Genomic DNA, 24,447 nt, shown 5'->3' on the forward strand with positions numbered 1-24,447 from the left:
CGAGCCGGCCCGGTGCCATGGCGGCCCGGTTCCCCGGCACCTGCCCGCAGTGCCGGGCCGCGATCAAGGTCGGGGACCGAATCCGGCAGGCCGGTGGACAGTGGGTCTGCGCGGGGTGCGCGGCGGCGGCCTGAGGACCCTGACGTCGAAGACGCCGTGCGGACAGGTCGGTCCCGGCGGGGCCGGCCCGCACGTACCGTGGGCCAGGTGACTGTCGCCCCCACCTCGTCCGTCGCGTTGGACGGCCGGTTCGCGCGCGAACTGCCCGAACTGGCCATCGCCTGGCCGGCCCAACCCGTCGACGACCCCACGTTGCTGGTGCTCAACGAACCGCTGGCCGGCCGGTTGGGTCTGGACCCGGACTGGTTGCGCACGCCGGACGGCCTGCGCCTGCTGACCGGCACCGTGCTGCCGGACGGCGCCACCCCGGTCGCCCAGGCCTACGCCGGGCATCAGTTCGGCGGCTTCTCGCCGCGGCTGGGTGACGGTCGGGCCCTGCTGCTGGGCGAGCTGGTCGATGTCGACGGGCGGCTGCGGGACCTGCACCTGAAGGGTTCGGGTCGCACCCCGTTCGCCCGGGGCGGTGACGGGCTGGCCGCGGTGGGGCCGATGCTGCGCGAGTACGTGATCAGTGAGTCGTTGCACGCGCTGGGCATCCCGGCCACCCGATCCCTGGCCGTGGTCGCCACCGGGCGTCCCGTGTATCGCGAAAGTACCTTGCCCGGAGCGGTTCTCGCTCGAGTCGCGAGCAGTCACCTGCGGGTCGGCACGTTCCAGTTCGCCCGGGGGACCGGCGACGGGCAGCTGCTGCGGCGGCTGGCCGACCATGCGATCGCCCGGCACTATCCGCAGGCGGCGGTCGCCGAGCAGCCCTACCTCGCCCTGTTCGATGCGGTGGTCGCGGCCCAGGCCGAGCTGATCGCCCGCTGGATGCTGGTCGGGTTCGTGCACGGGGTGATGAACACCGACAACATGACGATCTCCGGTGAGAGCATCGATTTCGGTCCGTGCGCGTTCCTGGACGCCTTCGACCCGGCGACGGTGTTCAGCTCGATCGACACCGGCGGCCGGTATGCCTACCGCAACCAACCCGTGGTCGCCCAGTGGAATCTGGCCCGGTTGGCCGAGGCGATGCTGCCGCTGTTCGCCGACGACCAGGAAGCCGCCGTCGACCTGGCCACGCAGGCCCTGGGCCGCTTCGGCGACCGCTACCAGGCGACCTGGACGCGGGGGATGCGGGCCAAGGTGGGCCTGCCCGATGGCCTGGACGACGGTGTGGACGATCACGTCGCGGCCGCCCTGATCGACGAGCTGCTCGACCAGCTGCAGGGCAGCCGCGTCGACTACACCGGCTTCTTCCGCGCGTTGGGCGTCGCCGCCCGCGGCGACACCGAGCCGGCCCGCAGCCTGGTCCTGGACATCGCCGCGTTCGACGAGTGGGCGCAGCGCTGGCGCGCGGTCGCGCCGGACGGCGAGCTGATGGACCGCACCAATCCGGTCTACATTCCCCGCAACCACCTGATCGAACAGGCGCTGGAGGCGGCCACCGGCGGCGATCTGGATCCGGTGGGCGAGCTACTGGCCGCGGTCTCGGCGCCCTACCAGCCGCGACCCGGCCTCGAGCGGTACGCCGAGCCGGCCCCCGACGACTTCGGCGCCTACCGGACCTTCTGCGGAACCTGAAGCATCAGGGCCCGCTCACCGATCTTCCGGCGGGTCCGACGGTTCGTCGTGCCGGTCGGTCGCCGCCAGTTCGGGCACCAGCTCGTAGCGCCGCCCGTAGGTCTGCACGACCGAGACCACCACCGCGGCGATCGGCACCCCGATGATGGCGCCGATCGGTCCCCAGATGGCCGCCCCGACAAAGACGGCGGCCAGTGCGATCGCCGGGTTGACCTCCATCGTTCGCCGGGAGATGCGCGGGGTGAGCACGTAGGTCTCGATCTGCTGATAGACGATGGCGAACAGCAGGATCCACACCGCGGTGATCGGCTGGTCGGCCAGGGCGACGATCATCGGGGCGGCCACGCCGATGTAGGTGCCGATGACCGGGACGAACTGGGCGGTGATGCCGGCCAGCAGCGCCAGCGGCAGCCACCCGGGGAGGCCGACGGCCCAGAAGAAGATGCCGTGGAAGACCGCGGACAGGGCGGCGAGCACGATCTTGGACGCCACGTAGCCACCGGTCTTCTGCTCGGCGATGTCCCAGATCGCGCCGAGGATCGGTTGGCGTTCCGGCGGCAGCCACACGGCCACCTCCTGGACCAGCCGCGGCCCGGCGGCGGCAATGTAGAAGGTGAACACCGCCACCGTGACCAGGTCGAACACCACCGAGGCCAGGGAACCGAGCCAGCCCAGCGCGCCGAGCGCCAGATCGTTGGCCACGCCTTGGATCTGGTCCGGTTCCAGGCGCAGCGTCACGATGATCTGCGAGGCCTGCAGGTTCAGGCCGAAGGTCGAGTTGAGCTGGTCGACGATGCTCTGCACCCGATCGGGGGCCGACCGGACCAGCGCCGCGGTCTGCTCGAACAGCATCTGTTCGAAGGTCACGACCAGGCCGACCGCGATGAGCACCACCGGGACGGCCACCGCGGCGGTGGCCCGCGTCCGGCGCACGCCGCGGCGCAGGAACCAGCGGATGGCCGGCTCCATGGCGATGGCGGCCAGCCAGGCGAGCAGGATCAGGAACAGGAAGTGCTGCACGACGCCGACTACCCAGGCGGCGATCAGCCAGGCCGAGACGATGACCAGGATCCTGATCGTGGCCGCCTGGATCTCGCGCTGGTCCAGCGAGATCCGGATCCGGCGGGCCGGGGGCGGCGCGTCCGCCGCGGGGCCGGGACCCGCCGTCGACTCCACCGCCGGGTGGTCGACGGCGATGGGGTCGGAGTTCGCGGCCGGTTCGTGACGCCGGCCCCGGTGCGGGATCATGACGCCGGCCGCGCGGCCGCCGTGGCCGGGACCGGGCCCGGATCCGGTGTCGACCGGTCACCAGGCGAACCCGGAGACCACGTGCCCGCAGGGGTCATGGCAGTGCTCCCATCCCAGTGGCGCGTCCTGGAGAGCGACGCTCGCCTCTCCAGTACACCGCGCCACCCCGATGCCCGCCCCTCGCGGGGCCGACCGTCGGGTCGATCCGGTGGGATCAGTGCGACGGGGGCGTGGCCGGGGCGCTCAGCTCGGCCGCGATGCCGTCGGCCCAGGTCCTGATCCGGTCGAAGTCCCGGAAATCGCCGGCCAGGTCGCCCTTGGCCATGCTCTTGGCCAGGAAGCCCTTCGCCGTGGCCGTTTCGATCCGGCCACCGAAGGTCGCCGGCTGTGCACAGCCGAGGGCGATCGCGGCGGCCGCGACATCACCGGGCGCGGGCACGACCCCGTCGGCGTGCTCTGGACCGGTCGGGCCGCTGTGGAACAGCCACACCCGGATCGGGTGCTCGATCGAGTTCGCCGCCACCAGACGCTTGAGCAGCCGGCGGGCCGGCCGGCGCCACCGCCCGGCGTACACGGCACTGCCCAGAATCACCGAGTCATAGGCATCGAAGCCGGACACGTCGTCGGCCGGACGTAGATCCACCTCGAGTCCGGCGCCGCGCAACTCCTCGGCCACGGCCTGGGCGATCCCCTCGGTGCCGCCCATCTTGCTGGCGTACGCCACCAGGGTCTTGGACATGATCCATCCACCTCTCAGCATCGAGTTGCGCCTGCGCGGCCCTCGAAGCCGCTCGGGCGCAGGCACTCTCAATTCCAGGGTGACTCGGTCGCGGCGGCCGCGGCAGGGCCGAAGGTCCCCCGACCGCGCGGTCGCGTGGTTTGACCGGGCGACGGTCGGGGCAACCTGGGGACCGTGAAGATCGGCTACTTTCTTTCGTCCGAGGAATACACCCCCGCCGAACTGCTCGACCAGGCCCGGCGAGCCGAACAGGCGGGCTTCGAGGCCCTGTGGATCTCCGACCACTTCCACCCCTGGAACGACGAACAGGGCCAGAGCCCGTTCGTCTGGTCGATGATCGGCGCCATCGCCCAGGTCTGCTCGTTGCCGTTGACCACGGCGGTGACCTGCCCGACCACCCGGATCCATCCGGTCATCACCGCCCAGGCCGCGGCCACCTCGTCGGTGTTGCTGGACGGCCGGTTCCGGCTCGGCGTGGGCACCGGGGAGGCACTCAACGAGCACGTCACCGGCGCCCGCTGGCCGTCCATCCACCAGCGCCTGGAGCAACTCGAGGAGGCCGTCGAGGTGATGCGGCGGCTGTGGACCGGGGAGTTCGTCACCTTCCACGGCAAGCACTACACGGTGGAAAACGCCCGCATCTACACCCTCCCTGACCAGCCCCCGCCGGTGTACGTGTCGGCGTTCGGACCGAACGCGGTCGAACTGGCCGGCCGGATCGGCGACGGCTTCATCTCCACCTCGCCGGACCGGGAGGGACTGGCCGGGTTCCGGGCCGCCGGCGGGGCCGGCAAGCCCGCCCAGGCGGGCTACAAGGTGTGCTGGGGCCGGGATCCGGAGCGCGCGATCGACACCGCGCACCGGCTGTGGGCCAACTCGGGGGTGCCCGGTGAGCTCTCCCAGGTGTTGCCCAGTCCCAAACACTTCGAGCAGGTCAGCGAGCTGGTCACCCGAGAGATGACCCGGGACGCCATCGCCTACGGGCCGGACGTGGAGCGGCACGTGGCCGCCTTCCGCCCGTTCGCGCAGGCCGGGTTCGACGAGGTCTACCTCTCGCAGATCGGCGGCCGGGACGCCAATAGCGACCTGGCCGGCTTCTTCGACTTCTACCGCGACGAGGTGCTGCCGGTGTTGCGGGCATGAGCGGCCGGGAGTGCGACGACAGGAGCGAAAGGCGAGGAGTGAGCGGCCAGCGGTGAGAGGATGGTGCCGACCATGAGCCGGCCCAGTTCACCCATCCGCATCGCCCTGGTCGACGACTACGACGTCGTCGTGATCGGGCTGGCGCACATGCTCGCGCCCTTCGGTGACCGGATCACCGTCGTCGAGCTCGACGTGCAGCAACCGGTCTCGGTCGACGTCGACATCGCGCTGTACGACACCTTCGCGCAGCCGGAGTCCGACCGCCACGACATCCACGCGTTGCTGGACAACGCGCACGCGGCCAGGGTCGTCATCTACACCTGGAGCTTCGACCCGGCCCTGATCGCGGCGGCGCGGCGGCGCGGGATCCATGGCTACCTGGCCAAGTCGTTGCCGGCGCGGCAACTGGTCGAGGCGCTCGAGGCGGTGCATGGCGGCGAGGTCGTCGTCAGCGTGCCGCCGCGGCGGGTGCACAGCGCGCCCGGACTCGACTGGCCCGGCCGGGCCGAGGGGCTGACCGACCGGGAGGCGGAGATCCTGGCCCTGATCACCCAGGGTCGCGGCAACGCCGAGATCGCGTCGATGACCTACCTGAGCCCGAACACCATCAAGTCCTACATCCGCTCGGTCTATCGCAAGATCGGGGTGTCCAGCCGGACCCAGGCCGTGTTGTGGGGCGTGCATCACGGGTTCGCGCCGACCAGCCACCGCCTCGACGACTGGCGCAGCCCCTGATGCCGACGCTCGGGCGGACCGCCCGGTGTGTGGGCCGGCCGCCGGGCGGGTACTGAACCACCGCAGCACCGCGTCGCACCCGGCTCACCGGGAGCGAAAAGTAGCGTGCGGCAACGTCTTTGCCGGAGCAACCCGGCGGGAATCCGGTGCCGGCCCAGTGCACCCGTGAGTCATTCACCGCATGAGGAGCCACGATGGCAGCAACGACGTATCGCGACATGGACTGCACCCCCGGTGATGTGTGGGACGTGCTGGCCGACGGGTGGCTGTACGGGCTGTGGGTGGTCGGCGCCTCGCGCATCCGGGACGTCGATGCGTCCTGGCCCGCGCCGGACAGCCGGATCCACCATTCGGTGGGCTCCTGGCCGCTGCTGATCAACGACACGACCAGCGTGCTGGTCTGCGAACCGGCCCGTTCGTTGCGGCTGCGTGCGCGGGCCTGGCCCAGCGGCGAGGCCGAGGTGCTCATCGAGATCGAACCGCTCGGCTCCGGTGCCCGGGTTCGGATCGTCGAGGACGCCGTGTCCGGTCCGGGCAAGCTCGTGCCGCCGCCGCTGCGTTCGGCCCTGCTGCGCCCCCGCAACGTCGAGGCGCTGCGGCGCCTGAGCTACCTGGCCGAACGGCGGGCGGCCGACCGGCCGGGCCGGTTGCGGCCGGCCACCAACACCGCCCCCGACCAGATCGCGGCCGACTGATCGGGCGGCCGCGACCTGGTCCACCCGGCCGTCGATCGGCCGGACGGCATCAGCCACCGAACGGCGGGACATCCTGCTGGCAGACCGTGCCCGCCGGGGGCAGCGTCCCGTCGATGAAATACGCGGACTCGTACTGCCCGCCGCAGCTGCTCGGATTGAGCAGCATGGTGTGGCCGTAGCCCTCGACGGTCAGCACGCTGGTGCGCGGTAGGACCGTGGACATGCCCTGGGTGTTGCTGAACGGGGTCGACGGGTCGTGGGTGTTGCCGATCAGCAGCACGGTGATGCCGGGGTCGGCGTTCCAGGGGCCGAGGTAGGGCTGCGCGGACCGGGTCGGCCAGTCGACGCAGACCGCCTCGCCCCAGATCAGCCCGGCCGCCGTCGGGCCGTAGTCGCGCAGCGCCTCCTCACCGATCGCCGGCCAGGCCGACGCCGGCGGGACGGCGGCATCCCCACACATCACCGCCCAGGTCTGCTCGGGGCCTTTGTAGCTCTCCGCGGCCGGGGCCGCGCCCGCCCCGGCCGATCCGGCCGGTCCGGTGGCTGATTCAGTCGCCGATGAGGCGGTGGTGCCGGGCGCGGTGGTGCTGGGGACCGGGCTGCTGGGCACCGGGCTGCTCGGGGCGGGGTTGTTCACTGCCTCCCACACTTCTTGCAGGACCGCGGCCGAGCCGCTCCAACCCTGGGCGCCGAACTGCGCCTGCACGATGTCCATGGCGTTGCCGAGGCTGTCGGTGAGTTCCCCGGCGGTGACGACGCGGCCGGACGGCAAGGTGGTCGGCTGCGCGGCCAGCGTCTGCAGCAGCTGCTGGTACTTGGCCTTGGTCGCCTCGGCGGACCCGGCGGAGAAGGCGCACGCCGACGTCGTCGCCTGCCCGCACAGGCTCATGAACGCGTCGAGATTGTCCGCGACGCCCCGGTCCGACCCGATGCGGTGGCTGATGCTGTGGGTGGCCGGCTGGCCGCCGTTGGTCCAGGCCTTCGGGTCCAGGTTGCCGTCGAGCACCATGGCCCGGATGTTCTCCGGGAACAGGTTCAGGTAGGTCGCGCCGAGGAAGGTGCCGTAGGACACGCCCAGATAGTTGAGCTTGTCCCCGCCCAGGGCCAGCCGCAGCGCCTCCAGGTCGCGCGCGGTGTCGGCGGTGGACACGTGGGCCAGCAGGTCACCGTTGCGCTGGGCGCAGGCCTGCCCGATCGCGGCCCAGGTCGGTAGCCAGGCCTGCTCGGCCGCGGGGTCGGTGGGGTAGCCGCTCACCGGCTCGATCGCCTCGCCCAGCTCGTCCGGGGTGTCGTAACACTGCACGGCCGTGCTGTTGCCGATGCCGCGGGGATCCCAGCTGATGATGTCGAACCGGTCCCGCAGGTCCTGGGGAAACCCGTCGATCCAGTTCGGGAAGTCGGTGCTGCCCGTGCCGCCGGGCCCGCCCGGGTTGAACATCAGCGAGCCGATCCGCTGCCCGGCGTCGGCCGCGGGGTGCTTGACCACGGCCAGCGAGATGGTCCGGCCGCCCGGATCGGACCAGTCCAGCGGCACCGTCGCCGTCGCGCACTCGAACCCGGTCATCTTCACCGCCGGGTTCGGATTGGCCGGGCAGGCCGCCCAGTCCAGCGGCGCGCCCGCGGTATAGGTCGCCGCCCCGCCCGCGCCCGGGCTGCTGGACGGGGCCGACCCGGCCGACGGGCCGGCCGGCGTCGACGAGGCCCGCCCGGAGGAGCTCGACCCGGAGGAGGCCGGCCCGGAGGTCGAACTCCCGCCGGAGGAGGCGGAACAGGCGGTGGTGGCGGTCAGCACCAGGGCGGCCACGGTCAGCAGGCAAGCGCCCACGGCGAGTCGGCGAGACATGATCATCACGCTCACCGTTCGCGCCCCGCGGCACCACCGTGCTGACCGCCGATCCTGGGGTGGCTGGCCGCACCGATCGGCCGCGGCTGACCCCGCTCGGGTTCGGATCGGGACCCGGACGCTCCGGTACATTTCCCGGGTGGCGCTGCGGGTGGTGCTGGCCGACGACAGTTTCCTGGTCCGCGAGGGCGTGACGGCCCTGCTCGGTGAGGCCGGGGTGTCCGTCCTGGCCGGGGTGGGTGACCCCGACGCGCTGCTGGCCGCGGTCGCCCGGCACCGGCCCGACGCGGTGCTCACCGACGTCCGGATGCCGCCGACGTTCACCACCGAGGCATCGATGCCGCCCACCGGATTCGGGCCGACCACCCGGCGGTCGGCGTGGTCGTGCTGTCCTCGTTCCTGGAGGCCGAGTGGTGCCTGCGGCTGCTGGCCAGGGGGGCGGCCGGACTGGGTTACCTGCTCAAGGACCGGGTGCACGACACCGACGAGCTGGTGCACGCGCTGCGCACCGTCGCCCGCGGCGGCTCGGCGATGGATCCGGTGGTCATCGAGGCGCTGATGCAGCAGCAGTCGGCGACCCGGTCCGGGCTGGCCGAGCTCACCGAGCGCGAGCAGCACGTGCTCGCCGAGATGGCGATGGGCCGCAGCAACGCGGCCATCGCCGGACGGCTGCACCTGAGCGAGCGGTCCGTGGAAAAGCACGTCGGAGCGGTCTTCGCCAAGCTGGGCCTGCCGGACGAGGGCCAGACCAACCGGCGGGTGGCGGCCGTCCTGACCTTCCTGCGGGTCGCGCCACCGTCTGCTGGGCCGTCTGCCGGGTCGGCCGGGCGGCCGGCGGAGGTGCGGCCGGCCGGGTATCGACCGGCATGACCGCGCGGTCGGTGCTGGCCCGGGTCGCGACCGCGGTCGCCGTGCTCGCCGGCGTGGTCGCGATCTACCTGGCGGTGTTGCTGGTCACCGGCGCCGACCGGCAGCAGCGTCCACCGGTCGGATCCCTGGTGCTCGCGACCACCGTGGTCGCCCTGGTCCTGCAGCCGCTGTACCGGAGCCTGGGGGTCTGGTTCCGCCGCCGCTTGGCGGTGCGCGATCCACCGCTGGACCTGCTGCGCCGGCTGCCGCGCAGCGTCGCTGCCCAGGTCCCGGCCGACGAGCTGCCCGCGCACCTGGTGCGGGTGCTCGCCCAGGGGCTACGGGCCCGGCGAGCCGAACTCTGGCTGGTGGTGCAGGGACACTCGCAGCTGGCCGCCGCCTGGCCGGCCGGCGACCCACCCTCGGGGCTGCGCGCGGAGGTGCATCCGATCCGGCATTCGGGGGTCGAGGTCGCCCGGCTGCATCTGTTCGACCCGGCCGCCGGGCGTCGCTCGACGGTCGAACAACGCCTGCTGGCCGCCGCCGCGAACCAGGCCGGCGAGGTCCTGGTCATGCTGGCCCGGCAGCAGGGCCTGCGGCGGCAGGAGGCCGACCTGGCCGAGCAGGCCGAGCGGCTGCGGGTGGCGCGGGCGGCGGCCGTGGCGGCCGAGCGGGCCGAGCGCCGCCGGATCGAACGGGACCTGCACGACGGAGCCCAGCAACAGCTGATCGCGCTCGGGCTGGCCCTGCAACTGGCCCGCCGGACGGCCGATCAGGCGCCCGACCGGTGCCGCCAGACCCTCAGCGCCGCGGCTGATCTCGCCCACCGGACGGCGCAGGAGCTGGGTCGCCTCTCCTGGTCGCTGTATTCGGCGGTGACGACCGCGTCCGACCTGGGGGCGGCCCTGCAGGCGGCCGCGGACCGGCTGCCGATCGCCATGACGGTGACCGCCGCCCCGCCGCAGGCCGGTCGGGATCTGGGCCCGCAATGCCGGATGGCGCTGTACTTCGTCGTGTTGGAGGCCGCCCAGAACGCGATCAAGCACGCCGCCGCCTGGTCGATCCAGGTCCGCATCGAGCAGGCCGGCGACGAGCTGCGGGTGTCGGTGACCGACGACGGCCGCGGGTTCGACCCGGGCGCGTCCACCGCGGGCACGGGCCTGCGGCAGGCGGCGATCCGGCTCGGCGAGGTCGGCGGACGGCTGCAGGTCACGTCCCGGCCCGGGGCCGGCAGCATGCTGACCGCGACCGTGCCGGCGGCCGTGCCGGGGGCCGTCTCCTCGGTCACGCCGTGACCGGCCCGGTCACCCGGACCGCCGACCCGCTCGAGGTCGACCGGGCAACCCCCGCAGCGGTGGCCTGGCCGCGGTGGGTGGCCGGTCTGTGCGTGGCGTTCGCGGTCACGGCCGCGTTGGTGGACACGGCCTGCATGGCCCTGCGGGGGCATCTGGTCACCGAGTTCGGCGTGATCGATCACGGCTGGCCGATCATCCCGCTGACCGAGGTGGTGTCGACCGTGATGGGCGCCCTGGTGGTCACCCGGGACCGGCGACAACCGATCGGTTGGCTGCTGCTGGTTCCTGGGGTCACCACCACCCTGGCGCTGGCCCTGGACGCCTACAGCGGGTGGGTGCTGCTCGATGCCGGCCCCGGCCCGATGGTGGTCGCGGTGGTCTGCAGCTGGCTGGCCTCGTTCCTGGGGGCGCAGATTCCGTTCGCGGCCAACGCCGTCATCCTGCTGCTCGCGCCGGACGGACGGCTGATCGGCCGCACCCGCGGCCTGGCGGTGGTGGCCGCGGTCGCCGGGTGCCTGTTGTGGTCGGCCCCGACGGTCCTGGAGGCGGCCGTCTACGCCCAGACCGAGCCCCGGCCCAGCGCGCTGGGCCAGATCCTGTTCGTCGCCGGCCTGGTGCTGGTCGATGCCGCCGTGCTGGCCGGCGTCGTCTCCCTGTTCGTGCGGCGCCGCCGCGAGCACGCCGTGGCCCGGGTGCAGATCCAGTGGTTCGTGGTGGCCGCCGTGCCGTTCGCCGGCAGCATCGTCTGGCTGCTGCTGACCGGGTATGTCCTGCACTGGCCGCGCAGCGCCGCCACCCACCTGCCGTTGTTCCTGGCCGAACTGGTGTTTCCGCTGGCCATCGCCGTGGCCGTGCTGCGCTACCGGCTCTACGACATCACGGTGGTGCTGAACCGGGCCTGGCTCCTGCTCGGCACCACCGCGGTGGTCGGCACGGCCTACGTCCTGCTGGTCGGCACGATCGGCGGCTCCCTGCCCGGCTTCTGGCCGGCGGTCCTGGCCAGCGCGGTGGTCGCGTGCCTGTTCCAGCCGATTCGGTCCCGGATCGTCGCGGTGGCCGACCGGTTGGCCTACGGCGACCGGCTCGAGCCGTACGAGGCGCTGGCCGAGCTGGTCCGGCGGCTGGGCGAGAGTGCCGGTGCCGACGCCACGCTGGCCGAGATTGCCGCCGCCGGCCGCCGCGCGACCGGCGCCGAGGCCGTCACCATCGAGCTGTACGGCGAATCCGGCGACCCGGTGGCCGTCGCCCGGGACGGCGCCGGCCCGGCCGGCTCGCCGCCCGCGCACCACCTGCGGATCACCGACGGGCGGACCACGCTCGGCCTCATCCGGGTCGTCCCCGCGCCCGGCCGGCCGCTGCGCCGGCGGGACCGGGTCGCGCTGGCCGACCTGAGCGCGCAGGCCGGCCTGGTCTTCCGCAACCTGCGGTTGGAGGCCGGCCGGCAGGCCCGGATCGAGGAGCTGGCGCGGATCGGTGAGCAGCTGCGGGCCTCGCACGATCGGCTGGCGGCCGCCCGCGCGGAGGAGCTGCGCCGGCTGGAACTCACTGTCCGTGAACGCATCTCACCCACCCTGCAGCGCCTCGGCGAGGAACTGGCCGCGCTGGCGGCCGCACCCCCGTCGAGTCGGAACGGGCGCTGGAACGAGCTTTCCGACCACATCGGGCACTGCCTGGCCGCGCTGCGAGCGCTGTCGCACGGCGTGCATTCCGACGTCCTGGACTCGCTGGGCCTGCCCGCCGCGCTGGCCGCCCGGCTCCGGCAGGCCGGATCCAGCGCCCGGCTGACCGTCTCCGGGGACCTGAGCCGGCGGCCGCCGTCCCCGGCCGTGGCGGCGGCGATGGAGCGGTGCGTGATGCAGGCCCTGGCCGCCGGGCCGCGCATCCTCCACATCGTTGTCGGCGTCGTCGACGACGCCCTTGAGGTCCGCCTGACCGGCCCGACTGGCACCGCGATACCGCTCACCATCGGCGATGTCGTGGACAGTGTGGGCGGCCGCACGGTGGTCGGCGAGAAGGGCTGGGTGCTGCACTTTCCCGTCCCGCCGGCTCACTAGGATGAATCGCCCTGGATTCGCTGGAGGCTCGGGGTTACGCAGCCTTCCCGGTCGGGGTGCTGGTCTGCTGACGGTACAGCTGCTCGTAGGTGACGGGTGGCAGGTAGTCGATCGAGGAGTGCAGTCGGCGGGTATTGAACCAGTGCACCCAGCCGGCGGTCGCGGTTTCGACCTGCTGCGGGCTGGGCCAGGACCGTTGATGCCGGTCGATCAGCTCTGTCTTGTACAGGCCGATGGTCGATTCCATGAGGGCGTTGTCCAGGGCATCCCCGACCGAACCGATCGACGGCGCGATCCCGGCATCGACCAGCGCGGTGGTGTAGGCGATTGACGTGTATTGCGACCCGGCATCCGAGTGATGAACCAGACCAGTTGAGGTGAAACGGGTATCGGTGCGGCGCCGGGTGAACAGGGCCTGATCGAGGGCGGCGGCGACCAGTGCGGTCGTCATCGACGAGGCGACCCGCCAGCCCAGGATCCGGCGGGAGTACACGTCCACCACGAAGGACACGTAGCAGAACCCGGCCGGGGTCCAGACGTAGGTGAAGTCCGCGACCCACCACTGGTCCGGCCGGGTCGGCGCCGCCCAGTCCCGGTTGATCAGGTCCGCCGGCCGGGGCCGGTCGTCGGCGGCGCGGCGGCGGGTCGTCGTGGTGCGGTGGTCGCCGCGGCGCACACCCCGCAGCCCGGCGATGGTCATCAATCGGGCGACCTGGTCCCGGCCGACCAAGTGCCCTTCCTGGGTCATCAGATGCCACATCTTGCGCACCCCGTACAGGCCGTGGTGCTCACGGTGCAGGTCGATGACGGTGTTGACCAGCTCCGCCTCGGCCCGCAGCGCAGGGCTGACCGGCCGGCGGCGGTGCGCGTAGTAGCTGCTCGGGGCGATCGGCATGGCGTGCTCGGACAACACCCGGCAGATCGGCTCGACCCCGAAACGATGCTTGTGCGCGTCGATGTAGGCGCAGATCACTTGAGTCGGCGGTCGAGCTCCGCCGCTGCGAAAAACGCCGAAGCGGTGCGCAGGATTTCGTTTGCACGGCGTAGTTCGGCCACCTCCCGGCGCAGCCGGACCAACTCGGTGTGCTCGTCGCTGGTGGTGCCCGGCCGCACGCCGGCGTCGATCTCGGACCGCTCGATCCACCCCCGGAGGGTCTCGGATTTCACGTCGATCAGCGCGCCAATCTGCCGGCGGGCCTCGATCGCCGACTCGGCCGGATGCGCGGATCGGCGTTCCCGGTACATCCGCACTGCACGGTCACGGGTCTCCTGGTCGTACTGGCGTGGTGCTGGCATGGCTCGATTCTCCTTGCGAGATCAGAGCCTGCAGCAGATCCAGGACATCTCAAGGACGCTCCTGAATAACGGTCACTTGTGGGTTCGGGAGTTCGCTTTGGGACAGTGGGAGCGTTCGCGCGTGATCGGGCTGTCAGGCGTGGTCCTGAGTCGTCGCCCGGCCCTGGATGATTCTCCTGACTGATCGGAGGGACGGGCCGTTGCTCACGGCCCGGTGAGGTCTCGTGCCGGCCGGTCAGGCCGGTGCAATGGTCCACGTCCCGCTCACCCGCGTCAGCCCGAGGGTGAGCATTCGCCTGAGGTTGATCGCAGCGGCGCGGTGGTGCCACCAGTGGTCGTTCTTGGCGACGCCGCGGTAGCGGACTTTGCGGTTGCCGCGGACCAGCCAGGAGATCGATCGTTCGACCATCGGCCGGTGCCGTCGGTAGACCTGTTGGAAGTCCTCGGTTTCCGCTTGTCGACGGGCCGCCCTGAGCAGGCTTTCGTACTCGGTCAGCTTCAGCGATCGACCGGCGTCGCTGGTCGTGCATTGGGCCCGGAGCGGGCAGCCGCGGCAAGCCGCTCCGAAGGTGACGGACCATTGCGCGGTGATCGACCGGGTCACCCCGTTCGGGCAGGTGGCCGTCCTGGCCTCGGGGTCGACGGTGAAGTCGTCCAGGGTGAACCCGCCCGGCACGGCCGACCGCAGCGGGAACGGCTTGATCAACGCGATGTGCCCGGCATGGTCCAGTTCGGCCCGCGCGGATCCCGATCCGTACGCCGAATCGGCCAGCACGTGCAGCTTTTCGGTCTCCTGTGCCAGCAAGGTGGGTCCAACCTCGGCGTCGCTGTTGCCGCGTCCGCTGGCCATGGTCACCGCGCAGGCGGTGACCAGACCGGTGTCGGGTTCGACCGCGATGTGTGCCTTGAACCCGTCCTGCCGCCGGTGGACGGTCTTGTGGGCGTGCCGCGCCTCCGGGTCCACGGTGGAGATCACCCGGTCCGGGGCGACCCGCTGCGCGATCCGCCACCGTCCGTCGGTGCCGTCCGAGCCCTCGACCGGTTCCACGTCCTGCCCGGCGACCAACGCCAAGAGGGCGACCGCGTCCGCCGCCTTCGGTCCGAGCTCCTGGTCGGGCAGGTGTCCCAGCACCCGATGCGCGTCGGTGACCAGCGCATCGACAAGGGCCTCGCGGGCCTGCTGATCGTTCCAGGCGATCGCCGGTTTGCCCGGGTCGTCATAGTCGTGAGCCGAGCAGTGCTCGCCGACGACCTCGGCGGCGCCGGGTACCTCGCGGCGGACCCGGCGGATCGCCGCGATCAACTGGGTGACCGTGTCCTGGGTGGCGACCGCGTCGTCCAGGATCGTGGAATCCAACGCTCGCCTGCTCTTTCCAGCCAGCACCCCGGTCTGGTCCACGACCTGGCGGACCGCGTCGAAGATCCGGTTCGGCGACTGCGAAGCGGCCAGCCGACGCCGCCAGTACGTCAATGTCGTGGCATGGAACGCCGCAGCGGTCACCGGTAACCCGCACGCTGCCTTCCACCGCAGATCGAACGTCACCGAGTCCACCGTGTCCGCGTCGGACAGGCCGTGCAGAGCCTGCAGCACAATCACCGACGCCATCACGTCGGCCGGCACTGACGGGCGGCCCCGACCCGACGGAAACAGATCCGCGAACATGCCGTCCGGGAACACCTCCCGACGGTGCGCGGCCAGAAACGCGAACACGCTGCCCGGCTTGAGCAGCCCACCGACTACCGACTCGGCATCCAACAACTCACGCTGATCCCGCGACCGACCCTGCACACCAAGATCATCCCGAACCCACAAGATCAACAGGGGCCGACATACGGATAATTCAGGAGCGTCCTAGACTCCGCGCCCGCAACGACGGGGAGCGTGCGAAGGGGATCGTGGGCCGGGCGGACCGGCGCTCGGCCCGCCCGCTCTGGTCTAGCCTGCGACGATGCACCGGATCTTCACCACCAGCGTCGCCTCGGTCTACCCGCACTATGTGGCCAAGGTGGAGCGCAAGGGGCGGACCAAGGCCGAACTGGACGAGGCGATCGGCTGGCTCACCGGCTTCGACGAGGCCCAGCTACAGCACCACCTGGACGCCGGGACAACGTTCCAGGAGTTCTTCGCCGGCGCCCGGCTCAACCCCCATGCCTCACTGATCACCGGAACGGTCTGCGGCGTGCGGGTCCAGGACGTGCCGGACCCGCTGATGCGCCAGATCCGGTACCTGGACAAGCTGGTGGACGAGATCGCCAAGGGCAAGGCGATGGACAAGGTGCTTCGCGGCGGCCCGTCCCGGGCCGGGTCGACCGGCTGATCGGCGCGGAGTGGGCCGAGCAGGACCTATGGCCGTGGTCGATCCGGCCGGTGCGGTCCACCCTGAGGGGCGGACGGCTTCGCGGCGGCCGACGGGGGTGATGCGGGATGGCTGGCTCACCGGCTCCCACCCGTCCGGGGTCCGACGGCCGGGTCGTCGCCGACGACATCGGTCCGGCGTCGCGGGAGACCCACAGCGGTGTGGTGCTGCTGCTGGGTGAGCGCGCCTACAAGTTCAAGAAGCCGATCGATCTGGGATTCCTGGACTTTCGCAGCGTCCCGGCGCGGGCCGAGTGCTGCCGGCGGGAGGTGGAGCTCAATCGACGGCTCGCGCCGGACGTCTATCTGGGTCTCGGGCGGCTGAGCGGCCCCACCGGCGGGCCCGACGAACCCACCGTCGTGATGCGCCGGATGCCCGAGCGCACCCGGCTGACGACACTGGTGCGCGACGGCGCCGAGCTGACCGCCGTCATGGACCGGATCGCCCGGATGATGGCCACCTTCCACGCCACCGCCCGGCGTGCGCCCGAGATCGACGCCGCGGCCCGGCCGCCGGCCATCCTGCGGCGTTGGGAGTCCACCTTCGCCGACGTGCGGCGGGACTCCACGACGGTGCTGGCGGCCGCCGACGTCGACCGGGCCGACCACCTCGTGCACGAGTTCCTGATCGGCCGCGACCGGTTGTTCCAGGACCGGATCCGGCAAGGCCGGATCGTCGACGGCCACGGGGACCTGTTGTGCGACGACATCTTCTGCCTGCCCGACGGGCCCCGGGTGCTGGACTGCCTGGAATTCGACGATCGGTTGCGCTTCGTCGACGGTCTGGACGATATCGCCTTCCTGGCCATGGATCTGGAGCATCTGGGAGCTCTGTCGCTGGCCCGGCTGCTCGTCGACCGGTACACCGATTACGCGGCCGACCCGGCACCGGGGTCACTGTGGCATCACTACCTCGCCTACCGGGCGTACGTCCGGGTCAAGGTGGCGTGCTGCGCCATCGACAGGGCGACCCGGACGCGGCGGCTCAGGCGCGATCGCTGGCCGCATTGGCCGGCGAGCACCTGCGTGCGGGCCGGGTCCACCTGATCCTGATCGGCGGCCTGCCGGGCAGCGGCAAGAGCACGGTGGCGGCCAGCACCGCGGACCTGCTCTCGGCGGTGTTGATCTCCAGCGACGTCACCCGGCAGGCCGCCGCTGCGGGGGAGGGGGTGCTGACCGCCGCCGCGTCGGCGGCGTACCGTCGCGGCCGCTACGACCGGCCGCATCTCGCGCGCACCTACGGCGAGCTCCTGCGGCGGGCCGAGCTGTGCCTGGGCGCGGGGGACACGGTGGTGGTGGACGCCTCGTTCACCCAGGCCGGCTACCGGGCCGCCGCCGCGGAGGTCGCCGCGCGCACCCACGCCGATCTGGTGCCGATGTCCTGCCAGGCGCCCACAGCCGTGCGCAACGACCGGCTCCGTCGACGCCCACCCGGCCCCTCCGAAGCCACCCCGGAGATCGCCGAGCGGATGGCCCGGGACGAAGATCCTTGGCCCGACGCCATCGTCGTGGACACGGCCGGATCCATCGACGACACGATGCGGCGGGTCCGGCAGATCGTCGGCCCCCCAGTCGGGACTTTCGACCATTCCCCGGGCCCGCCCGCCCGAGCAGGATCCAGGTCACAGGGCCGATGAAGGAGCCGAGGATGCGAGTCCGCGACGTGATGTCTCATCCGGTGATCACCGTGGCCCCGACGACCGAGGCGGCGATCGCGGCCAGAGTGCTGTACTCCCATGGCTTCACGGCCTTGCCGGTGGTCGACGACGGCCGGCTGGTCGGCATCGTCACCGAAGCCGATCTGATCACGGCCCCGCCCGAGGACGGGGCCCACCGGTGGCGTCGCGGCTCGGCCACCGGCCCGCTGCGAGTGGGCGAGGTGATGACCAGCCCGGTCGAGTCGCTGACCCCGGGGGCGGAGGCGGTCGACGCCGCCCGGATCATGGTCGACGAGCGGATCCGGTGCCTGCCGATCGTCGACGGCCGCCACGTGGTCGGCATTCTCACCCGCCGGGATCTGCTGGAGGCCGGGGTCGTCGACACCCGCCCGAGCGAACGCGAGCCCAATTACTGACCGTCGAGGTGCTTGGGGGTAGGACAATGTCGCCATTCGAACCGCCGCCCGAACCGGGTCGGTCCACCGAGATCCGCCGGGTGCGGCGCAGCCGTCGCGACCGGGTCCTCGGTGGAGTCTGCGGCGGGCTGGGTCGTTACCTGAACGTCGACCCGGTCCTGCTGCGCATCGCCGCCGTGGCCTTGGCCCTGTCCGGCGGGGTGGGTGTGCTGGCCTACCTGATTGCCTGGATCGTGATTCCGGAACAGACCGGTCCGGACGAGCAGCCGCTGCCGCCGCGGGCGGACCGGAACCAGATCGCCTTGGTCGTCGGGACCGTTCTGGTCGGCATCGGGGTGCTGCTGCTGGCGCAGCGGATCCTGCCGTGGCTGGGCGCGCCCATCCTGTGGCCGGTCGTGGTGGTGGGCATCGGTGTGGTCGTGCTGCTTTCGGCACGGCGCTGATTGCGGCTCCGGATGGCTCGCCAGACGGGTTCGGGGCTGTCCCCGGCCAGGGGCCCGGACGCCGTCAGCGCAGACGCCCGCACCGCGGACACCTTCACCGCCGACACCTTCACCGCGGACACCTTCACCGCGGACACCTTCACCGCGGACGCCCTCACCGTGGACGGTCGCATCGTGCGGCTACGCCCGGTGGGCCCCGGGGATGCGGACGCGCTGCGTGATCTGCATCGGGCCATCTCGGACGACTCGCTCTACCTGCGCTTTTTCGGCCTGAGCCGGAGCGCGGCGATGGACTACGTCGACCGCCTGGTCACACCGCAGGACGGCCGATTGACGGTGGCCGCCTGGCTGGCCGATCGGCTGGTCGCCGTGGCCTCGTGCGAACGCACCGATGCCAGCACGGCCGAGGTCGCGTTGCTGGTGGCCGACGACTGCCACCGGCTGGGCATCGGCACGCTGATGCTGGAACACCTGGCGGCGCGGGCCCGGGCGCACGGCCTGCGCCGGTTCACCGCGGAGATTCTCGCGCAGAACGAGTTGGCCCTGCGGACCCTGCGAGATCTCGGTCTGGGCATGTCCACGACCTGGGAGAGCGGGACGGCGCTGGTGGAAATGGATCTGCGACCCGACGACGACACGATCCGGTCGGTCCACCGGCGGGGTTGGTCGGCCGAGCGAGCCAGTGTGCGGCACCTATTGGCTCCGGCGTCGGTGGCCGTGATCGGGGCCGGCCAGGACCCGTCCGCGGTCGGACACCAGGTGCTGCGCAACCTCATCGACGGCGGCTTCACCGGATCGCTGGTGGCGGTCAATCCGCATCACGACGCAGTGCTCGGCGTACCGTGCGTGCCCTCGCCGGCCCAGCTGCCGTGCGGGATCGACCTGGCCATCGTGGCGATCCCGGCCGCGGGCGTCCTGGACGTGGTGCGGGGCTGCGGCGCCCGCCACACGCGGGCGATGGTGATCCTCACGGCCGGATTCGGCGAGGCCGGCGCGGCCGGACGGAGCCGTCAGGACGAGATCCTGGCGGCCGCCCGGCAGGACGGGATGCGCCTGGTCGGCCCGAATTGCCTCGGGTTGATCAACACCGACCCGGCCGTGCGGCTGAACGCGACCTTCACCGACCTGCCGGTGCCGGCGGGACCGCTGGGCCTGGTGTCGCAGTCCGGCGCCCTGGGCATCGGCGTACTGGACGCCGCCGGCCGGGCCGGACCGGGGGTGGCGCAATTCGTCTCGATCGGCAATCGCGCCGATGTGAGCAGCAACGACCTGCTGGCGGCCTGGGCGGACGAGGACCGGATCCGGGTGGTCGCCCTCTACCTGGAGTCGGTGGGCAACCCGCGCACGTTCGCCCGGGTCGCTCGCCGGGTGGCCGACCGCAAGCCGGTGATCGCGATCAAGTCGGGACGGTCGGCGGCCGGGCGGCGGGCCGGCCGCTCGCACACCGCGGCCGCCGCGACGGGCGATGTCGTGATCGACGCATTGTTCCGGCAGGCCGGCGTCCTGCGGGTGGACACGATGGAGCAGATGCTCGATGCCGCGCGGGTGCTGTGCGACCAGCCGGTCCCGAGCGGCTGCCGCCTGGCCGTCGTCGGCAATTCCGGCGGCCCCCAGATCCTGGCCGCGGATGCTGCGTCCGCGGCCGGGCTGGAGGTCGTCGAGTTGGCCCCGGGGACCCGGCGGGCCCTGCGCCAAGTGGTGCCCGACGCGGCATCGGCGGACAACCCGGTCGACCTCGGGTCGGCAGCCACCCCGGTCCAGGTCGGCGATGCCCTGTCCGTGCTGCTCGCCGCGGACGAGGTCGACGCCATCCTGGCCGTCGTCACCCGGACCGCGGTGACCGATCTGCCGGCCGTGCTGGACCGCATCGCGGCCGCGGCCGGCGGCGACAAACCCGTCGTGGCATGCTGTGTCGGCGAAACGGCGGAATCCGTTCGCGTCCCCGGTGCGGCGGACCGGCGCCTACCGGTGTTCGGCTTCCCCGAACCGGCCGCGGCCGCCCTGGCCGTGGCGGCGCGGTACGGGCGGATTCGGTCCGCCGACGGGCCCGGGCACCCGGCCCGCCCCGCCGGGATCGATCGGGAGCAGGCGGCCGCGATCGTCACCGGAGCGCTGGCCGCCGGCGCCGGGTGGCTGACCGCCGCCGAGGTCGAGCGGCTGCTGGCCGCCTATGGCTTGCCCACCTGCCCGCAGCGGCCGGCCACCGGCGTCGCGCAGGCCCTCATCGCGGCCGGGGAACTCGGCTACCCGGTCGTGGTCAAGCTCGCCGACCCGGGGCTGCACAAGACCGACGTCGGCGGGGTCCGGCTGGGCCTGGTCGACGAGCGGGCCCTGCGCGCCGCCGTCGCCGACCTGACCGGCGGCCGACCCCGGGCCCTGCTCCTGCAGCCGATGGTGCCGCCGGGGTTGGAGTTCATCGTCGGGGCGGTGCAGCACGACCACTTCGGGGCGGTGCTGATGGTGGGCGCCGGGGGCGTGTTCACCGACCTGGTGGCCGACCGCGCCTTCCGGCTGGCTCCGGTCGGCCCGGGCGACGCCGCCGCGATGCTGGACGAGCTGCGCATGGCGCCGATGCTCGACGGTTATCGCGGCGCCCCGGCCGTCTCCCGAGAACGGTTGGCCGACCTGCTGATCCGGGTTGGGTCGGTGGTCGAGGACCTCGGCGAGGTCGCCGAACTGGACCTGAACCCGGTCATCGGCCGAGGGACCGAGCTGATGATCGTCGATGCGCGGATCCGGGTCGCCGCGGTCCCACCCCGCCCCGACCCGCTGGTCCGGCGGCTGCCACTCTGACGACGCCGGCCATCACGCTCAGGCGAGCGGGTCGGTCGGCAACGGAGACTGGTGCACACCCTGCGGCAGCTGCCCGTGGCTGGTCCGGTACCAGGTCAGGTAACCCTCCACCGCCGTCGGCAAGGTGGGATAGATGCGCTGCGAGCCGATCTGGCCCACGAAGCCGATCGCGTCCAGGTCGGCGAGCAGGTCCTGCTTGACCCGAGCCATCGCGAAGACGATGCCGCGCCGGTCCAGTTCGGCGGCCAGCTGACCGAGCGTGTCCGCGGCCGTGATGTCGATCCCCACGTTCGCCTCGGCGTTCATGATGAACCACTGGACCCGTTCGCCACCGGCCCCGTTCCCGCCGACCTCGACGGCGGCCAGCGCCCGATGCCGGAAGTCCTCGGCGTTGGCGAAGCACAGCGGGGCGTCGTAGCGGTAGACGACCAGGCCCGGAACGCACTGCGCGGAGGGGTAGTCATCGACGTCGTGCATGCCGGCGACCCCGGGCACGTAGCCCAGGATCCCGTCATGGGGCCGAGCCACCCGGCGGAGCAGGTCGACGACCGACAGGGCGATGGCCACCACGACGCCGACGATGACGCCCAGGCCGATCACGGCGACCGTGGTGACCAACTCGCTCTTGCGGAACGCGGCAATCCGTCGCAACTCCGGACCGTCGATCAGTTTCACCGCGGCGTAGACGACCAGCGCACCCAGCGCCGGCCGAGGGAACACGGCCAGCAGGGGACCGGCGGCCAATAGGGTCACCAGCACCACGACCATGGCGACCAGCGAGTACAGCTGGGTCCGCGCGCCGACCGCGGCGGCGATCGCGGTCCGGCTGCCGCTCGAGCTCACCGGGAAGCCGTGGAACACCGACGACGAGGCATTGGCCAGGCCGAGGGCCAACCACTCCTGGTTGGCGTCGATCGACTGGTTCTGCTTGAGGGCGAAAGCACGCGCGGTCAGGACATTGTCGGTGTAACCGACGAAGGCCACGCCGACCGCCGGGATGGCCAGCACGGACAGGCTGTCCATGCCCAGGCCGGGCAGCGCCGGGGTCGGCAGGCCGACCGGGACCGCGCCCACCACGTCGATGCCGTGCTCGCCCAACGAGAACAGCGCGACGACCGCGGCGGCCAGGACGACGGTGATCAGCGGACCGGGTAGGCGGGGGGCGAAGTGCTGGAACGCGAACAGGGTCAGCACCAACGCCAGGGACAGAATGACTGTCGGCCAACGGATCTGGTCGATGCCGCGGACGAACGAGGCCATCTCGCCGAGGAGATCGTCACCGCTGACCGGCACCCCGGTGACCTTCGCCAGCTGGCCCACGATCATGATCACGGCAACGCCGGCCATGTAGCCGATCAGCACCGGTTTGGACAGCAGATCGGCCAGGAACCCCAGCCGCAGCAGTCGCCCGAGTAGGCAGATGGCGCCGGTGAGCAGGGCCAGGGTGGCGGCCAGCGAGGCGTACCGCACCGGGTCACCGGCCGCCAACGGCATGAGCACCACCGCTGTCATCAAAGCGGTGGTCGACTCCGGTCCGACCGAGAGCTGGCGCGAGGAACCGACGAACGCGTAGATCGCCAGCGGGCCGATGATCGCCCACAGCCCGACCACCGGCGGCAGGCCGGCGACCTCGGCGTAGGCCATCACCTGCGGGACCAGGTAGGCCGCGACGGTCAGTCCGGCCAGGACGTCCCGGGACAGCCAGCTCCGCCGATAGCTGCGGAACTGCCCGGCACCGCCCAGCAGCGGTGTCAGGCAGTTGACGCGTCGCCAGCCCTTCATGGGCCCGGCTCAATGCCCGAGGGGAATGATCAGCTCGCCGATCGTCATGGCCGACCCGTTCCGACGGCGTCCAGGGGGTCGCTCCCACCCGTTCGGTCACCGGCGGCACTGATCCGGACCTCGGTCGAGTCGTTGACCGTGCCGCTGGACACCGGGGCCCGCCGGGACACGGCGTAGATGCCCACCGATCCGAGGATCAGCAGCGCCAGCACGACCAGCACGCCCACCGGGCCGGACAGCGCCACCGCGGCCGCCAGCGCGCCGACCACGGCCGCCGCCGGCAGGGTCAGCAGCCACCCGTAGACGATGCGGCGGGCGGTCGACCAGCGCACCTCGACCGGCCGGCGGCCCACTCCGGTGCCCACGATCGAGCCGGAGCAGACCTGGGTGGTGGACAGGCCGAAGCCCAGGTGCGACGAGGCGAGAATAGCAGTGGCCGAGGCGGTCTCGGCGGCGAAGCCCTGGGGGGAGCGGATGTCGACGATGCCGCGGCCCATCGTCCGCATGATCCGCCAGCCGCCGGACAGGGTGCCCAGGCCGATCGCCACTCCGGCACTGGCGATCACCCACAACTGCGGGCCGGTACCCGACGCCTGGTAGCCGGCCGTGATCAGGACCAGGGTGATGACCCCCATGGTCTTCTGCCCGTCGCTGGTGCCGTGGGACAGGGCCACCAGGGACGCCGAGACGGTCTGGGCCCGCCGGAACCATCCGGCCGCCGGGCCGTCCTCGGTGTGCGCCACCAGCCGGTAGATCACCATCGTGGCCAGGCCGGCCGCGAGCGCGGCGATAACCGGGGCCGCGATCGCCGGCAGCAGGATCTTGGACACCACGACGGAGAAGTTGACCCCGGACAGGCCGGCGCCGACCAGCACGGCGCCGATCAACCCGCCGAACAACGCGTGCGAGGAACTGGACGGCAGCCCGAACAGCCAGGTCACCAGGTTCCACAGGATGGCGGCGGCCAGGCCCGCGAAGATCATCGTCGGGGTGACCAGGGCGTCGTCGACGATGCCGCCGGAGATGGTCTTGGCCACGGCGGTGGACAGAAAGGCCCCGGCGACGTTGAGCACCGCGGCGATCAGCACCGCGACCCGGGGTCGAAGCGCACCGGTAGCGACCGAGGTGGCCATGGCATTGGCGCTGTCGTGAAAGCCATTGGTGAAGTCGAAGAACAGCGCCGTTCCGACGACCAGCGCAACCAGCAACATCGTTGTTGTCATGGCTTGGGCAGCACCGCCTTTCGGGGTCCGGCTGAGCGTAGGGGGGTCCGATTTGCGGCATCCAGAGGCGAAGGTCCCTGCCCCTCCCGCGCACGTCGTCCCGGCTCGGCCGGTCGGGGACGTTGGTCCCGACCGGGGTGGACCAATGGCGCTGCCCCCGCCCGCGCGCGGGGTCTTCGATGGAGTCAAGAGTTCG

The 24,447-nt window shown here is 72.1% G+C and carries 20 protein-coding genes, 1 pseudogene and 1 other annotated feature; of the genes and pseudogenes, 14 read left to right on the forward strand and 7 right to left on the reverse strand.

All coding sequences use genetic code 11. The features are described from left to right. Positions 1 to 207 precede the first annotated feature (207 nt). Positions 208 to 1,683 carry a protein adenylyltransferase SelO gene (locus NAMU_RS12120; protein ID WP_041370501.1) on the forward strand — a complete coding sequence of 492 codons (1,476 nt, stop codon included), beginning with the start codon at positions 208 to 210 and terminating at the stop codon, positions 1,681 to 1,683. Positions 1,684 to 1,698: 15 nt separating this feature from the next. Here NAMU_RS12120 and NAMU_RS12125 read toward each other — a convergent pair whose 3' ends face one another. Next, positions 1,699 to 2,931, reverse strand: coding sequence for an AI-2E family transporter (locus NAMU_RS12125; protein ID WP_052307915.1), 1,233 nt, complete (start codon positions 2,929 to 2,931; stop codon positions 1,699 to 1,701). 214 nt (positions 2,932 to 3,145) lie between these two features. Continuing rightward, positions 3,146 to 3,670, reverse strand: a complete 525-nt coding sequence (locus NAMU_RS12130; protein ID WP_015747698.1) for a flavodoxin domain-containing protein — start codon at positions 3,668 to 3,670, stop codon at positions 3,146 to 3,148. Between the two features lie 174 nt (positions 3,671 to 3,844). On the opposite strand from NAMU_RS12130, the gene NAMU_RS12135 reads away from it, so the two are divergent. The 3 genes from NAMU_RS12135 to NAMU_RS12145 all read left to right on the forward strand — a co-directional run bounded on the left by NAMU_RS12135 (position 3,845) and on the right by NAMU_RS12145 (position 6,243). Further along, positions 3,845 to 4,813: a TIGR03557 family F420-dependent LLM class oxidoreductase gene (locus NAMU_RS12135; protein ID WP_015747699.1), complete on the forward strand. Its 969-nt coding sequence runs from the start codon at positions 3,845 to 3,847 to the stop codon at positions 4,811 to 4,813. 72 nt (positions 4,814 to 4,885) lie between these two features. Further along, the gene (locus NAMU_RS12140) at positions 4,886 to 5,548 is read left to right on the forward strand and encodes a response regulator transcription factor (RefSeq protein WP_015747700.1); all 663 of its coding nucleotides are present in this window, start codon (positions 4,886 to 4,888) and stop codon (positions 5,546 to 5,548) included. 194 nt (positions 5,549 to 5,742) lie between these two features. Next, entirely contained in the window at positions 5,743 to 6,243 is a 501-nt protein-coding gene (locus NAMU_RS12145) for an SRPBCC family protein (protein WP_015747701.1), read from the forward strand. 49 nt (positions 6,244 to 6,292) lie between these two features. Here the strand turns inward: NAMU_RS12145 and NAMU_RS12150 are convergent, their stop codons facing one another. Continuing rightward, positions 6,293 to 8,086: an alpha/beta hydrolase gene (locus NAMU_RS12150; RefSeq protein ID WP_015747702.1), complete on the reverse strand. Its 1,794-nt coding sequence runs from the start codon at positions 8,084 to 8,086 to the stop codon at positions 6,293 to 6,295. On the opposite strand from NAMU_RS12150, the pseudogene NAMU_RS31760 reads away from it, so the two are divergent. The 4 genes and pseudogenes from NAMU_RS31760 to NAMU_RS12165 form a co-directional block, all read left to right on the forward strand. Continuing rightward, positions 8,085 to 8,339: pseudogene (locus NAMU_RS31760) on the forward strand (hypothetical protein); the annotation flags it as partial. The gene NAMU_RS12150 and the pseudogene NAMU_RS31760 sit on opposite strands and share 2 nt — an antisense overlap. Positions 8,340 to 8,464: 125 nt before the next feature. Continuing rightward, on the forward strand, positions 8,465 to 8,956 hold the full coding sequence (locus tag NAMU_RS27355) for a response regulator transcription factor (protein ID WP_052307917.1): 492 nt from the start codon (positions 8,465 to 8,467) through the stop codon (positions 8,954 to 8,956). After that, positions 8,953 to 10,230 (forward strand): sensor histidine kinase, encoded by a 1,278-nt coding sequence (locus NAMU_RS27360; protein WP_015747703.1) that lies wholly within the window; start codon positions 8,953 to 8,955, stop codon positions 10,228 to 10,230. The genes NAMU_RS27355 and NAMU_RS27360 overlap by 4 nt, the downstream gene beginning before the upstream one ends. Continuing rightward, positions 10,227 to 12,284: a sensor histidine kinase gene (locus NAMU_RS12165; RefSeq protein WP_015747704.1), complete on the forward strand. Its 2,058-nt coding sequence runs from the start codon at positions 10,227 to 10,229 to the stop codon at positions 12,282 to 12,284. Before NAMU_RS27360 ends, NAMU_RS12165 begins: the two co-directional genes overlap by 4 nt. A 34-nt stretch (positions 12,285 to 12,318) precedes the next feature. Here NAMU_RS12165 and NAMU_RS12170 read toward each other — a convergent pair. Beyond that, a protein-coding gene (locus NAMU_RS12170; protein WP_086008579.1) for an IS3 family transposase occupies positions 12,319 to 13,580 on the reverse strand; the annotation gives its coding sequence in 2 pieces (ribosomal slippage) (positions 12,319 to 13,286 and positions 13,286 to 13,580; 1,263 coding nt in all). Continuing rightward, positions 13,165 to 13,296 (reverse strand) — a sequence feature (AL1L pseudoknot). (Overlaps the previous gene by 132 nt.) Before the next feature lie 235 nt (positions 13,581 to 13,815). After that, entirely contained in the window at positions 13,816 to 15,369 is a 1,554-nt protein-coding gene (locus tag NAMU_RS12180; RefSeq protein WP_012814020.1) for an IS1182-like element ISNml3 family transposase, read from the reverse strand. A gap of 160 nt (positions 15,370 to 15,529) precedes the next feature. Here NAMU_RS12180 and NAMU_RS12185 point away from each other — a divergent pair, with 160 nt between their 5' ends. The 6 genes from NAMU_RS12185 to NAMU_RS12205 all read left to right on the forward strand — a co-directional run bounded on the left by NAMU_RS12185 (position 15,530) and on the right by NAMU_RS12205 (position 21,246). Next, on the forward strand, positions 15,530 to 15,898 hold the full coding sequence (locus tag NAMU_RS12185; protein ID WP_015747707.1) for a DUF2200 domain-containing protein: 369 nt from the start codon (positions 15,530 to 15,532) through the stop codon (positions 15,896 to 15,898). A 107-nt stretch (positions 15,899 to 16,005) separates the two neighbouring features. Further along, complete coding sequence (locus NAMU_RS30455; RefSeq protein ID WP_217180826.1) at positions 16,006 to 16,983, forward strand: hypothetical protein; 978 nt, start codon at positions 16,006 to 16,008, stop codon at positions 16,981 to 16,983. Continuing rightward, the gene (locus NAMU_RS30460) at positions 16,884 to 17,573 is read left to right on the forward strand and encodes an AAA family ATPase (RefSeq protein WP_217180828.1); all 690 of its coding nucleotides are present in this window, start codon (positions 16,884 to 16,886) and stop codon (positions 17,571 to 17,573) included. Before NAMU_RS30455 ends, NAMU_RS30460 begins: the two co-directional genes overlap by 100 nt. Positions 17,574 to 17,584: 11 nt before the next feature. Next, a complete protein-coding gene (locus NAMU_RS12195; protein WP_015747708.1) occupies positions 17,585 to 18,010 on the forward strand; it encodes a CBS domain-containing protein in 426 nt (141 codons plus the stop codon). 26 nt (positions 18,011 to 18,036) lie between these two features. Further along, entirely contained in the window at positions 18,037 to 18,453 is a 417-nt protein-coding gene (locus tag NAMU_RS12200) for a PspC domain-containing protein (protein ID WP_015747709.1), read from the forward strand. Positions 18,454 to 18,465: 12 nt separating this feature from the next. Next, positions 18,466 to 21,246 (forward strand): bifunctional acetate--CoA ligase family protein/GNAT family N-acetyltransferase, encoded by a 2,781-nt coding sequence (locus NAMU_RS12205; RefSeq protein WP_015747710.1) that lies wholly within the window; start codon positions 18,466 to 18,468, stop codon positions 21,244 to 21,246. 18 nt (positions 21,247 to 21,264) lie between these two features. Here the strand turns inward: NAMU_RS12205 and NAMU_RS12210 are convergent, their stop codons facing one another. Both NAMU_RS12210 and NAMU_RS12215 read right to left on the reverse strand, forming a co-directional pair. After that, positions 21,265 to 23,001 carry a SulP family inorganic anion transporter gene (locus NAMU_RS12210; protein ID WP_407669240.1) on the reverse strand — a complete coding sequence of 579 codons (1,737 nt, stop codon included), beginning with the start codon at positions 22,999 to 23,001 and terminating at the stop codon, positions 21,265 to 21,267. Between the two features lie 71 nt (positions 23,002 to 23,072). Beyond that, on the reverse strand, positions 23,073 to 24,251 hold the full coding sequence (locus NAMU_RS12215; RefSeq protein WP_015747712.1) for an inorganic phosphate transporter: 1,179 nt from the start codon (positions 24,249 to 24,251) through the stop codon (positions 23,073 to 23,075). Positions 24,252 to 24,447: the final 196 nt, after the last annotated feature.

It is taken from the genome of Nakamurella multipartita DSM 44233, from assembly GCF_000024365.1.
GTDB lineage: Bacteria > Actinomycetota > Actinomycetes > Mycobacteriales > Nakamurellaceae > Nakamurella > Nakamurella multipartita.

Coding starts and splice junctions, on each gene's coding strand:
- NAMU_RS12215 (WP_015747712.1), bottom strand. CDS start 24,251: ATGACAACAACGATGTTGCTGGTTGCGCTGGTCGTCGGAACGGCGCTG.
- NAMU_RS12200 (WP_015747709.1), top strand. CDS start 18,037: ATGTCGCCATTCGAACCGCCGCCCGAACCGGGTCGGTCCACCGAGATC.
- NAMU_RS12130 (WP_015747698.1), bottom strand. CDS start 3,670: ATGTCCAAGACCCTGGTGGCGTACGCCAGCAAGATGGGCGGCACCGAG.
- NAMU_RS12185 (WP_015747707.1), top strand. CDS start 15,530: ATGCACCGGATCTTCACCACCAGCGTCGCCTCGGTCTACCCGCACTAT.
- NAMU_RS12150 (WP_015747702.1), bottom strand. CDS start 8,086: ATGTCTCGCCGACTCGCCGTGGGCGCTTGCCTGCTGACCGTGGCCGCC.
- NAMU_RS12195 (WP_015747708.1), top strand. CDS start 17,585: ATGCGAGTCCGCGACGTGATGTCTCATCCGGTGATCACCGTGGCCCCG.
- NAMU_RS12125 (WP_052307915.1), bottom strand. CDS start 2,931: ATGATCCCGCACCGGGGCCGGCGTCACGAACCGGCCGCGAACTCCGAC.
- NAMU_RS30455 (WP_217180826.1), top strand. CDS start 16,006: ATGGCTGGCTCACCGGCTCCCACCCGTCCGGGGTCCGACGGCCGGGTC.
- NAMU_RS12205 (WP_015747710.1), top strand. CDS start 18,466: ATGGCTCGCCAGACGGGTTCGGGGCTGTCCCCGGCCAGGGGCCCGGAC.
- NAMU_RS12140 (WP_015747700.1), top strand. CDS start 4,886: ATGAGCCGGCCCAGTTCACCCATCCGCATCGCCCTGGTCGACGACTAC.
- NAMU_RS12145 (WP_015747701.1), top strand. CDS start 5,743: ATGGCAGCAACGACGTATCGCGACATGGACTGCACCCCCGGTGATGTG.
- NAMU_RS27360 (WP_015747703.1), top strand. CDS start 8,953: ATGACCGCGCGGTCGGTGCTGGCCCGGGTCGCGACCGCGGTCGCCGTG.